This window comes from Alkaliphilus peptidifermentans DSM 18978 (assembly GCF_900101495.1).
Lineage (GTDB): Bacteria > Bacillota > Clostridia > Peptostreptococcales > Natronincolaceae > Alkaliphilus_C > Alkaliphilus_C peptidifermentans.
Genome location: NZ_FMUS01000001.1, coordinates 72,334 through 86,074 on the forward strand (window position 1 = coordinate 72,334; position 13,741 = coordinate 86,074).

The 13,741-nt window shown below is 35.4% G+C and carries 8 protein-coding genes; 1 reads left to right on the forward strand and 7 read right to left on the reverse strand.

The features are described 5' to 3' along the window. Window positions 1–76: 76 nt before the first annotated feature. From BLP68_RS00375 to BLP68_RS00400, 6 genes are all read right to left on the reverse strand, one after another. Entirely contained in the window at window positions 77–6,724 is a 6,648-nt protein-coding gene (locus BLP68_RS00375; protein WP_091538650.1) for an S-layer homology domain-containing protein, read from the reverse strand. Window positions 6,725–6,989: 265 nt separating this feature from the next. Beyond that, window positions 6,990–7,391 (reverse strand): hypothetical protein, encoded by a 402-nt coding sequence (locus BLP68_RS00380; protein ID WP_091538653.1) that lies wholly within the window; start codon window positions 7,389–7,391, stop codon window positions 6,990–6,992. A gap of 251 nt (window positions 7,392–7,642) precedes the next feature. Further along, window positions 7,643–8,488, reverse strand: a complete 846-nt coding sequence (locus tag BLP68_RS00385) for a class I SAM-dependent methyltransferase (RefSeq protein WP_091538655.1) — start codon at window positions 8,486–8,488, stop codon at window positions 7,643–7,645. A gap of 19 nt (window positions 8,489–8,507) precedes the next feature. Further along, window positions 8,508–10,454, reverse strand: coding sequence for an S-layer homology domain-containing protein (locus BLP68_RS00390; RefSeq protein WP_176758792.1), 1,947 nt, complete (start codon window positions 10,452–10,454; stop codon window positions 8,508–8,510). A 183-nt stretch (window positions 10,455–10,637) separates the two neighbouring features. After that, window positions 10,638–11,267, reverse strand: a complete 630-nt coding sequence (locus BLP68_RS00395; RefSeq protein WP_091538661.1) for a stalk domain-containing protein — start codon at window positions 11,265–11,267, stop codon at window positions 10,638–10,640. A 44-nt stretch (window positions 11,268–11,311) separates the two neighbouring features. Then, window positions 11,312–12,058: an undecaprenyl phosphate translocase family protein gene (locus BLP68_RS00400; protein ID WP_091538664.1), complete on the reverse strand. Its 747-nt coding sequence runs from the start codon at window positions 12,056–12,058 to the stop codon at window positions 11,312–11,314. 264 nt (window positions 12,059–12,322) lie between these two features. On the opposite strand from BLP68_RS00400, the gene BLP68_RS00405 reads away from it, so the two are divergent. Next, window positions 12,323–13,195 (forward strand): YihY/virulence factor BrkB family protein, encoded by an 873-nt coding sequence (locus BLP68_RS00405; protein ID WP_242876866.1) that lies wholly within the window; start codon window positions 12,323–12,325, stop codon window positions 13,193–13,195. A 103-nt stretch (window positions 13,196–13,298) separates the two neighbouring features. On the opposite strand, the gene BLP68_RS00410 is transcribed toward BLP68_RS00405, so the two are convergent. Further along, the gene (locus tag BLP68_RS00410) at window positions 13,299–13,736 is read right to left on the reverse strand and encodes a bacteriohemerythrin (RefSeq protein ID WP_091538666.1); all 438 of its coding nucleotides are present in this window, start codon (window positions 13,734–13,736) and stop codon (window positions 13,299–13,301) included. Window positions 13,737–13,741 lie beyond the last annotated feature (5 nt).

Sequence of the window (13,741 nt, forward strand, 5' to 3'; positions counted from 1 at the left end):
CCTCCATAGGTTGAATAAGAATAGGTTGAAGCTCCTCAGTTTTACTGAAGAGCTTTCAATTATTCCTGATTTTATATTACTTCATTTTTCTTAAGGCTTCAATTATTACTTTAGCTGCCTCTGCCCTTTTTGTATTTCCTTGAGGTTTGAAGCTGTTATCTGGATACCCACCAACGATACCATTTATGTTGGCTGTATAAATGACATCCTTAGCCCACGATGAAATTGCCTCACTATCCGTGAATTTATTTTCACCACTTACTATGTCTAGTTTTGCTGCTCTAATAACGATTAACACCATTTGTTCTCTGGTAATAAAGTCATTTGGACCAAATGTTGTATCGTTATAGCCGTTAATTATACCATGGGCCTGTGCTGTAGCTATATAATCCTTAGCCCAATGATCCTTTGTATCTTCAAACACCTTACCAACTTTCGCCTCTAATTTAAAGGCCTCAACAATAATTTTAACGAATTCAGCTCTTGTTATGTTGTTTTCAGGTCTAAATGTTCCATCGCTATAACCACCGATTGCTCCTAGAGCGACTAGTTCTTTGATATAATCTTCTGCCCAATGTCCAGCAATGTCTGTTAAATTAACCTTTATTTCTCTCGCTGGCTCTTCATCAATTACCTCTGTTTCAATTACTTCTTCTGTTGATGACACAGGAGGTTGTTTTGTACTACCTGTACTTGGTGTAGAACCTGAACCACCAGTACTTGGTGTAGAACCTGAATTTTCATCTCTTTCTCTTTCGCTAGAACCACTGCTTGGAGCCGTACCAGTAGTTGCTAATACATTGTTAGAAAGATCTGAATGATAACCATCCTTAACAGCCCTTACCTGATATTCATAAGTACTGTTATAGCTTACTGTATCTATATACTGATTATTTTCTACTTGAATAACAGTCTCTGATGCGCCGGCTTTACGTATTAATTCAAAGGTTGCACCATTTACTAAATTCCAGCTTAATGTTACTTTGTTTTGATTGATGGCTGCTGTGTTAAGTGTAGGTACGTCAACCAATTCAGCTACTGCAATTGCACTTAAATCTGTTTCAAATTCAACTTCTCTAGCATCAGCATCAACACCAATTACACTTCTAAATTCCCACATATCACCATTTTTATGAAATCCACCAGCTCTTTCTGTAGAAACATCTTCTGGTATTGGAAGTTTTAGTGTAACCTTTCTACCATTTAGTCCACCAACCTCCAATTGAAGAACTAAGTTTTTGTTTGTTTTTTCGACATTTGAGATACTTAAGGAGCTACTACCCGAAGGTACAGTTATAGAAATAGGAACTTCTACTCTATTCTCACCTTCTCCTTTTGCATAGGTTACTATTACTATAGTATCTTCAGTTATATCTCCTAAATCTACTGTTGCTTTACCATTTTCATCGTATTGATCTTCAGTAAAAGTTATTACCTTCGCTGCTAAAACAGTTACAATTAATGTTTTGGATTCTGTTACTCCATCTACTGTTACTTTAAGCAATTTTTCCCCTGTGGTGTCAAATGTCCATGGAATCGATACCTTACCATTTATAAAGTCATATGTGTCTACTATTTTTTCACTTCCAACCTCAGTTGTAACAGTAGTTGGACCTTGCAATAAATTATTGTCCTTATCTTTAGCATTATTAATTGTAATATTAAATTGTGTATTTACTGCTACTTTACTTACTGATGTTAATGTAAACGTAGACGCATCTGCAAAGCTTAAATCACTATAGTATCTCACCCTTATTCTTGGTCCCTTTGAACCATAGGAGGAAATACCTGTCACAGATACTCTGTCCCCTATTGTAAATCGTTCCATGCCAAGACCTAAATAACCATCTATTTGAACAAGAGCATGACCGCTACCATCATTTATAGTAAAGTTTCCATCAATTGGATTATAATCAGTTATAACTCCCTCTGTTGTAATAAGCATTCCAGCATAATCCTGTGACATCGCTTTATTTGTAGATAAAGCAGTTGTTTCAATTTCACCAACTGGCCCAACAAACATTACTTCATAATCGTATGTTTCAAAGGCTAGTTCTAATTCTCCTTCAAAGTATGTTACTCTTCCTGTAGCAATTATTTCAGTTCCCAGAGGTAAATTGTTCTTGGTTTGAGAACCGTATACTGCTAAGCCTGATGTCTCATCTTGAATATATATAACATCAAAGAAGTGATCTGTTGGTGCAGTTACTATACCCCTAACCGTAACAATATCACCGGAATTAGCATTATCTCTAACATCCTTTATTGTTCTAATTCGATCATAATTTGCTAACCAGTCAATTGTTTGTAACGTCAAGGCAGTATTGCTATTGTCATTCCCAATTTCAAAGTCTGAATAGAAATGTCTACCGGCTGCTACAATTCTACCATTACCAACTTTTTCTTTCGCTATAACTGGAATAGTATCCCCGTCTAGCCCTCCTTCAAGATTATATCTATGTGCCTTTGACCCTGGATTGGCTGTATAGGATGTATCATTGGCAAATAGTAGTATCTCCAATTCCGATGCTGGATTATTTACTAATGGCCCACCATTTGCATTTATTAGGGAAGCCCCACTGAAAATTCTGATTGAGTCCATATTAGCGTTTAACCCACTTTTTGTCGGTGGCAGGTTACTCATGATAATTGACCATACATATCCACTATACTTACCCGAACCCTCTAGCTCATATATATTATCATCATTAAAACGTATACCACTTCCCATCTTTTCCATTAAGCCATTGAATAATGTACTATCTTGACCGTGATTAGATTTACCAGCCAGCATTATGGATCCACCGGCATTAACCCAATCGGCTATGGCATCCTCTTCAGCAGCAGTAAATGAGGCTGCTTTAGTTAATGGTATATTAATAATTAGCACATCTACATCATCTAATAGTTGTGGTGTATATCTTTGTGTATTTATAGTTGCTTCGTACCCATATAGCCTTAGCATTTCTATTATTTGCACTACGGTTCCCGGTACATCGGCATTATTATGGGCCCCATCAAATAGTATTTTCTTACCTATTGGTTTTACAACTTTTACTGCCTTCGATATTTCTGTTACAGTTGTTACACCTTCGATATAGGTTAGTACAGCATATACTCTTACTTCTCCATGAGTTTGTGGTAACCATGTTGCACTAAGAGTTTTACTGGAACCAGCATTTAAACTATCCTCTAATTCAACTGTACCAATTAAGTTTGACTCATGGATGCTGCCCTCATAAAATTTAACTTCTATTCCTTCAACACCTCTAACACCCATATTTGTTACTGTAGCTTCTATTTTGGTTTCAAAGCCTGGCAGTGTAGGATCAGGATTTACATTTATACCTGTTAGCTTCACATCGTTTTCACCAGCTACTGTGAAGATTGGTGATGCATGACCCCAGGCTCCATTACTATGGATTACTTTAATTACAAACCACTGGGCACCACCAGAAGCTTCAACTGTTAAGTTCCATTCGGCTTTGTTGGTTCCACCGTCAAATACCTTTTCTTCTAAAATATGTCCACCATTGGTAATTAACTGTAATTTATCAATAGATACTTTAGAATCTTCAGCTAGTATCTCTATATTTACATCATCTCCAGCTGATACATCAATTACACTACCCATCCAATGTCCATTACCCTTAACTGTAAGCTCTAAGGTTCGAGTTTCAGTTGAGTACATTCTCCTGGCATTCATTGCATCAATAATATTATTTGTATCTAGCTTTTCAGCAATAACAACTGTTAAATTATCAGGATCTCCCCAGTTGGTTGCATGGTTATCCTGTCCATTCATTGCACCAACTCTCCAACCATTATCAAGAGACTTCCAATAATGACTTTCTGCCCTTGAATAGCTATATGGCGGTGCCCCATTGGCTACTTCTATTCCATTAAAGTATCTGTCCAGATTAGGCACATATGCCAAATTATTAAAGGAGTCATCTGGCCAGTTTGGATGATTAAACATGTTAAACACATTTGCATCTGATCTTGTCGATACATCAACCACCCAGTCATAGTATTCCCTTAGGGGAACCATTTGCTTTTTAGCTTCGACATAGGTGTCACTATTTATAGTGTTTGTATGCCCCCATATACTGGAAGTCATCTCAAACCCTCTAACTGCTAAAAATTCTCCATTATATTTAGCATTAATTGCCTCAGCTTCTTTTCTAGTCTTGTACCACTGTGAACCATCTACTTCGATGTACTCGTTGGCACTGGCGTTAAATTCAAAGTTGCCATCTGAAACTCCATCCAACCAGTTGGAGTGATCAGACATAAATAGCCAATCTAACTTATTATTTTTTGCATAATCGAATGCTTGAGTTGGTGTACCTGCTCCATCTGAATATGCTGTATGGGCATGGGGTATACCATAATAGAAGTTATAGCTTGGATTTTCCTTTTCTACTCTGAAGAACCATTTAAATTCTTTAAGCCTATCTTCAACATCTGGAACATAAATTGCTACATCATGCTCTCCATAAGGTAAATTTTCTGCTTGATAGTATATACGATTATTATCTTGATCTAAAGTATGATCTACTCTAAGACCATTAACAAGTAGTCTTATATTGCCATAATCTATGTCTGCTTCTGTTCTTTCTAGTCTAGCTGATATTAACGGGCTTCTTTCAAATGTTGACACAAAATTACCCGGCTTTATATCTAATACAAGTGGCTCCCTTGGGTCCTGTTGTCCTGGTGGCACTTCAAATTTTAAATCAGCGCCATTTTCAAGCTTTAGCTGTGGCCTATTAAAATATGCAACTACACCTGTAGCCGAGTACCAATCTCCCACTTCAATTTCTACTAGATTAAAGTTAGCTGCTCGTCCAGTATAAATATATGTTTCAAAGTCACCTGACTTTGCAGTAAATCCATTACTGTCTTTACCTACTACCTCAAAGGGCTCGGTTGTAACAAGCATTCCCTCAACATCAAAGCTAACGTGATACTTCCCTTTTGTATTTATGCCAGTATTTGGGTCATACTTATCAACTTGTCTTATTGCTGGCTTGCTAAAATAATCTTTTTCTTGTCCTGTAACAATAACTATTCTGCCTTCGGCAGCTGGGTTGTTTTCTAGTGTTATACTAAAGTCCTTTCTGAAACCACCAGGTAATGCTACATCTATAGTTTTAGTTGGATCAGCAGTATCTGCTATCTGTATTGCAAATTCTTTATTAGGCAATTTATCTGTTATAACGCCTCTTACAGTGGTAGTTCTATCGTTGCCTAAATAATTAGCTAATGCCGTTGTAACATTAACACGACCTCGTGTATGATCAACATCCTGTATAGTTACTTGTAATGGCTCTGGTAATTTATTATCGCTACTTTCAATCGTTATATCATCTAGACTGTCTGGAACAAATTGTATCTCTCCATTATACTCATCAACTTTTCCTTTAACAGTAATGAAGTCTCCAGCTTTAACCTTAGTATTAATATTGGATATGTTAATTTGCAATCCAGCAACATCATCTTGAATATATGCTTCTCTATTTCCAGATAATGCAGTTACCACTCCACTAACAATTGCTGAAGTATTTTCAGAAAGCTTTTTGACTTCAAGGATAGATAATACTTCATCCTCCTTCATGGTATAGGAAAATGTACTGGTAATACTATCGTCTAAGCCTGCTTTAACAGCTTTTGCCTTAATTGTTGTAGCTTCAAGGATTTCTATTTTTTCAGTATATACAGTATTAGGCTCATCATCTCCAGTTGTATAGTAGATAGTTGCACCATCTGTAGATGTTGTTAATTCAACTTTTGTTCCAGCCTCAACTGCTCCTGCTGCTGGTGTTGCTATTATATCTGAAACCTTTGTCTCTACTTTAATTTCGTGAGTTCCTGCTTTAGGACTTCTTGCAGTATTATTGTCGTCCTGTGCTATTATGTAATATTCCATATCTTCTGTAACTTCAGAACCTGGTATAACTGCCAGGAAATTACCTGTTGGATTAATAATTGTATAATTTGATCCACCTGCAGGCCTATAGTAAACAGCAGCAGTTACAGTACCTTGTTCATTTTTAGTTGTAAAGTTAATCTCTATATCACTGCCTGCTACTGTTGATTCAACAGGTGTATGGGATATAGAAATAGCTTGAGGTGGTACTTCGCCGCCAGTACCGCTATAACTTGTCCATGTTATGTTATCTATGGTTAACTGTCTATTTGATGAGCCACCAGTAATATGACGGATTTCTATTACCACATTACCAGTAATATTTATATCTTTTACCTCAAATGTGTGAATAGTATCATCTGCACCACTACCACTGCCGAATGCTATTGATTGGCCAATTGATATATTATTTATAAATACTTCTATTTGTCTATCTCCAGTGCTAGTAAATGCCTTTCTCATATCAACTGAGAAGTTTCCTATCCCTCCCGGAATTGGGTCCGAAATAATTTTACTTCCATCTCCAGATCTCCTCAGTAACATCCCTGCTCCATCAATAGGATAGGATTGCTCCCCAGTCACATGAGTATAATGCCATGTAATACCATTATCTCCTTTAAAAGAACCATTAACATAATTTGTACCAGAAACCCCTAAGTTATCAAATGTCTCTGTAAATACCTGTGGTGCTTCAGCATGTACAATATGTCCATCAAAAAATGTAAAAAAGCTACTTAACACAAGGGTAAAAACCAATAAAAAACTAATACTTCTCCACTTTTTTCCTCCCAAAATCTTTACACCCTCTCTTTTCTCTAGTTGGTTAATGATAACGATTGCAAAAACTAAACCTACACCCTCCTTTATTTAATCTTTGTAATTATAATAATATGTATAAATTATATATATGCATAATTACATTTCAACGTTTTAAGACTTTTTTTCTTTGTGTTTTGTGTAAAAACTAAAGTTTGTAAACCTTAACATATCCTTGTTTCACCTGTTGTTACTTGTTTATAAATAAACAACAGCAATAATATGGAGCCTTATGTGTTTTCTAAACTACATACTCCAACACATATTTTCTGAAATGCCTTAAATCACTTACTATTTCTGGCAGTAGATTGTACAATTCATCCTTATTCATAAGTTTTAGGTAGTCATATTCCAATGTATAAATATACTTAATTCTTCCATTTATGTTAGCTGATAACCAATTGGGAAATACTCTATTACTTTCAAGGGTTTTTATTAAGTTTTTTGTATTGGGAAATTGACAGTGCTTTATGACTAGGGTGCTTACCTCAAGAATATTTTGATAACCCAAAATTGTAAATCGTTCTGCACCTCCATAAATCAAAGGATTATTTATAAAGTCTTCTTTACTATAGGTGGAGGCAACGGATAAGATTTCAGCGTACTCATCAAGCTTATTTAGCTTCCTTCTTATTTCTTCCACGCAACCATCTCCCTTCTCTATTTATATATAATTTGAATTGCAATTTATTTAATATAACTTGCATTGTTTGTTTGTATATAATTAGACTTTCAAAACAATTCTCCTTTTAGTAATCTTTATGAAAAATTTACCCATTTGTTTGTTAACAATTATACAGCTATAGTAATTTTGTAAATGTTAACTAATAAAAATAAAAAAAAGGCTTCTCGCCTAGATGATTTATCTATTTGAGATAGCCTTATTATTTTACTTTATTTTTCTAGTATCCCCACCACCATTTTCACAAAACCCTCCTTAAACAGAGGTAGCTTTGTAAATGGAATAAACACTGACCTAAGGGGTACTTCACGATAATAGACCAGCTTATATTTAGTTTCCTTAAGTAATCTGTTAAACCATTTAATAGTCATACCGTTGATATAGGAGAAATACTCATTTCCCTCCTTATCCTTGGCAATCCTAAAGCTTATTCTTTCATCTCCATCTGGCAATTCCTTTACTCTTTCTTTATAAACCTCTATAAGGGTTTTATCATCAAAGAATAGATGCACCCATGGAAATCCTATAGCATCACTCAGATGTGCTCCGAAGGGATGATAATAGGGAGGAAAGTTAACATATAGTTTTCCACCCGGTTTCAATACCCGGTAGCATTCCTTCAAAACAACCAATGGTTGGTCAACATGCTCCATAGCATCATTCATTATGATAGTATCAATGGAGTTTTCTTCAAAGGGAAGCTTAGCAGCATCTCCCAGTATAAATTGGAAACGGTCCTCTAGGCCTTTCTCCTGTGCAAGAGCATTGGCTTCCTCTTCGTACCTTGCCACCACATCAATTCCATAGACTTTTTTTGCTCCCTGGGAGGCATAATATAAAGTCTTTCCGCCAGCTCCGCACCCAATATCCAATATGACCTTATCCTCTAAAATTTCCTTCTTAGAGGCCTTCTCAAGGTAAAATCGAAGGGTTTCTTCCCCCCGTTCATACTGCCATTGGGCATAGCTCTTCAAACCCTGATTTTGTAGATTAAAGGGATGCACCGGCAATGGGAACAACCTATTTAATCCTTTACACAATGTTGTCTTGACTGACATTAGGAAACCTCATTTCCTGTTAATTATTGTTTGGACTTGCACTAGTCACAATAATGATATCCGCTGTAAATACACCCTTATTAGTTTGTCCAGTTATGCTTAAAACATCCCCTACTTTAAGTGATGTAAAGTTTGTCATAGCAGTATTCCCAGATATTTGTCTGATATAAATAGTGTTAGTCTTTACACTAACATTCTTAGCAATATCTTCTCCGTCTACTGTTTGAATCACCTCAATTATGTTCAGGTCCTTATGAATGTATGAAATGGTACCTATCATCGTAGCCTGTTCAAGTCTCTCGGAGGTAGTCAACCGCACAACCTCATTACTTTCTATTTCTAGTTCAGCATAATGGTTTATTCTTAAATCACTTATTGATATTAGTCTATTTTTCTCCCATATTCTTGTATCTACAGTAATAAAAAACTGTTCTTTTTCATTAGAGGTTGTTTCCAACTCAATATACTCTTCTTCGTCTGAAATAACAATCTTTCTTAAATATCCCTCTACCTTTCTACGTACAGTAGTTGCACTTAAGGTTTTAACTCGATCATATTCCAGTTGAACAGTAACTTCATCAGAAAGTCTGAGCCTTGTGAATCCAACTGTTCTGGCATCTCTACGGATAGTTGAATCAGTTTCCAGCTCTACTCTAACAACTGTGTCATCACTTTTTGTAATTTCAACGATTGGGTTATTTGGTGTGCCAAGATAAGATATTACTCCTTTAACTGTTTCAAGCTTGCTTTTTCCTCGTATCTCAACCAATCGATCGTCTTTAGCCATAACCCTAACTACATCGCCGAGCTTAAAATCATTTAGGGTTGCTTCCTTGTTATCTAAATATATCTCAATATCGTCAGGAAGTGTAAAGACTTTGTTTTCACCATTTAAATCCCTTAGGCTTAGTACTGTATTAGTTGTACCTTTATGAAATCTTTCAAAATAGCCCTGGTACAACTCTTTAAGATCAACCGCCTCAATTTCTACAACCAAATCGCTTACCAGCTTTAGCTTTACATCCTGTCCAGGTTTTAGAGCTTCTAAATTTGATTTAACCTCATCAAGATATACAATGACATCACTTCTAACATCATATATTAATACAGTATTGTTTGATTTTATTGTTATGCTGGTTCTGTTACCTGCCACAGCAAGGTTCTCAAGCATACCTTCCTTATAGGTAACATTCCCATTACTTACCTGACCATTTTCGTTTTCATTATCAGGTTTTGGATTTTCTATTGGTTTTTCTTCCTCTTTTGGTTTTTCTTCTTCATTTGGTTTTTTATTAACAATATCGTCAATAACACCATCTAGAATGTCTGCAGTTAAAGAAACTAACTTTGCAATTTCTCCACGAGTTATTTCATTATTTGGTAAAAATCTGCCATCGTTACTGGCAGCGTTTAATAGGTCTTTCTTCAGCATTAGGTCTACATAGGGTTTTGTATCAGCTGGAATAGACATCTCATCCTTATAAGGAAGTAAATAGCTTCTACTTACAGCTTCTCCAGCATAATTAACAAGTATTCTGCCGATAAAGTTTGCAAATTCAAATCTCTTAATATTGGTATTTAGCCCATTTAATACAAATCCTGATAGCTCAGTTTCCATAACGATATCCATGTCCATAAGATATGCAAGATACCCATGAGACCAAGCAGGTATTTTGTTATCAGTATATAGCTTTACTTGAGAGGCGGAGGCTTGGTTTGCTTGAGCATCATAACCTAAGAGATTTGCCAGCATTACTACAGCCTCTAAACCAGTTATCGAATTATTAGGTCTATAGGTGGCATCAACATATCCTGTTGTGAGCTTGCGGCTATAAATGTCTTCAATATACTCCCTTGCCCAATGACCCTCTATATCAGTAAATACTAATCCTTGTCCAAGGGCAGAGATACTACTGACCAGTATCATTACAAATGCTAGTACTAAAGTTAAATGTTTTTTGTGCATGGCAAAACTCCTCCTCATGGTTTTTTATACTATTTCTACATTCTCTTGCTATTTCCTGCATTTTTAATGATTCTTTTGTAATATTTTTCAAATATAAGCAGCATAGACTATAAAAGAAAATAAGGCAAAAATAATCTGCCTTATTAGTTATTTTTGATTACTTGTCCTTTTTAAAACTATTAACTACTGACCTTCAATAACCATTAAAGCCTTTTCATATACCGTCTTAAATTCATTCCTTATCTTCAGTTGAAATTGGAAGCTATATTCTCCTTCATGTTTTAATTCAAAATCTTCATAGTCAATTGTTTGATAGAAGCCTACTTTATTATCCTCATTAACAGCTAAATTAAACTCTTCAGATCTTTTTATGGTATCTCCCTTAGGGTCAATAACTACAATTCGGTAGGTGTGTCTACCCTTAGGAAGCTTATCCATTTGTAGGTAAAGTTGAAAGCTCTTCTCCCCTGAGTGGGATGCTTTAAAGGGATTCACCAATACGCTATCCCCAGCTTCATTTGTAGTAAGCTGATCAATAAACAGCATTTCTACTTCAGGCTTAACCAGATCTACAGTCCAGGTTTGACCATCCCAAGCTATGGCGGCATCAAAGGTTTCCCCTATATCTCGAACAGGCAACATAGTTTTACCAAAGAAATTTATTGCAGGAACCTCTGTCTTAAGTACCTCCCCGTTAACCCTTACTATTACTATGGGGAACCCTCGATACTCTCCGTTGATGGTGGTGGCAGCAGCCACTATTGTAAAGCCTATAAAAATCACCAGTACTATTAAAATTGCTTTCTTTTTCATTAGCTCCTCCTCCTTCTACTACTAACCGATAACATCCAAAATTATTATTCCTTACCACTCCATCGCCATACTACAGCAAATCCTAAAACAAATAAAATAAGAATAATTATATCCATCCGATAAGGCAATAGGGCGCGGGATGACCCAAGTATTAGCCCAGCAAAGGAATAGGAAATAAGACCCCGATGCTTTGAATATAGTCTTTCTAAAAGCTTAACTAGGGAAAAAATTCCAATAACTCCTCCAATACCAAATATGGCTAAATTAATAATGTCTAATTCCTTTATGTAAAATAGAAGAGAGTCATATATTCCAAATAAAATAAGTACTGAGCTTCCCGGTAGCCCCGGAATAATCATTACTGCACTTGCTATTGCCCCACCAATAAATAAAATAACCCAGCTCACTTCTTCATTGGCGGTAACAACGCTGATTGGTTCTCCCACTAAATAGTATCCAATTATAAACCCTATGGCTAATATAATCATACGCTTTGAATTAACCTTTGGGCAGTTCCTTAAAACTGGCTTAATAGATGCCAAAAGACAGCCCAGCAAAAAAGCTGCAGTAGCATCCCTATGGTTTTCGAAGAATACCGCAAAAGCCATCGCACCCAAAAAAATGCCGACAATTGCACCAAGCATTAGGGGTATATATGGCTTTATATTAAGCTTAACAAGATCCTTAATAACATTTTCATAAATACCCAAAATAACAAAAACTGTCCCACCACTCATTCCTGGTAGTACAATTATAAAACCTAAAATTAATCCTTGTAAAATAGGATGCATGATATCCTCCAGCTTCTTTCTTTTCTTAAGTAAAATATTCAGAGCTGCCCCTATATATTTTCAATAAAACTATTAAAATTCCTGCATAATTTGATTTTTTAATTCTGTCAACTAACATTATACCTATTAATTTGATAAATACCCATTAAAAAATTCTTAAATAAATGTTAAATGTTGAGTGTTTAATATAACCTTGCTGATTTAATATAAAAAATATATTATTAGTGTATATATATTAATAAGCAATTTAAGGAGGCATCCACCATGATGATTATAAATTTCAAGTCTAATAAATTATATAAGCTGTTTAAGGAACTATATCAGCAGTTTCAGCATCATGAGGTGCCAGCTTTAGGTGCTCAGGTAACCTTCTATCTTATTCTGTCCTTTTTTCCATTTTTAATATTCTTAATTACTTTAATCAGCTATACTCCCCTTACAAGTGAAGCCACCCTCGAAAGCTTACTACATTTTCTTCCCTATGATGCCTATGTTATTGTATTGGATATAGTTCAACAAATTGTTGGCGAAAAAAGCAGTACCATCCTTTCGGTAGGTATGATAACCACTTTTTTTGTTGCATCAAATGGTGTTGGTGCTCTTATTAGAGGGATAAATAAATCCTATGGATTACAGGAAAAACGACCCTTCTGGAAAAAACGAGGGCTGGCAATACTATTTACTATAGCATTATCAGTAGTTATACTTTTTTCTCTTATACTATTGGTTTTTGGTCAAATACTAGCAAATTTTTTAATTAGTTACTTTAGCCTTCCTGATAGCTTCAAGTTAATATGGTTTATGATTCGTTACATACTATCCCTTACAATAATGTGGTTTGTATTTGTATGCTTCTACAGATATGCTCCAGAGGTAAAGCCTAAATTCAAAAATGTCTTGTTTGGGGCAACCTTTACAACTATAGGTTGGTTTATAACTTCCTATGGCTTTTCTACTTATGTAAATCACTTTGGTAACTATGCAAATACCTATGGTAGCATTGGAGGAGTGATTGTACTCTTAATGTGGTTATATATCAGCAGTATAATCATCCTTACAGGTGCCGAAGTTAATAGTGTAACAATTAAAAGCCGCAAGAAACCCGATGCTTTTAATACAAAAAATATATCCCCTTGAAATTTAATGGGGATATATTTACACTACTATTATAGATTATCTGCCTGCTGAAGCTATTGTTGAGTATTAACTATTCAAATATAGCTGAAGCTATTGTTGAGTATTAACTATTCAAATATAAGGGTAGCTTTTGATCTATATTTAATATATGCCCCTTAAGCCAATCCATTAAGAAGGCCACTAATTCAATAGAAATATCCTCCTGCTGCTCATCTATATCCTTATCAAATATCACCTTGATTTTGCCTATAAATTCAAAATGCTGCTTTTTGTGATTTTTAAAGTAGCTCCAGAATTCTGCCAGCTTATCTTCTTCAATAATTCTTTCCATAGCATCCTTCATAAGCTTTTCTTCAATACTGAAGTGCTCCTCTGTGTATTCCCTTAAGTCTAGTAGAATAGCCATGATTTTGTCATAGTTATCATATTGAAGCTGTAGAAGAACCTCCTCATTCAACTCATTTAGAAGGCTAACTAAATGCTGATGCTGTTTATCTACATCTACTATCCCCGTTTCAAAGCTTTGACTCCATTGTAGCATTAAAA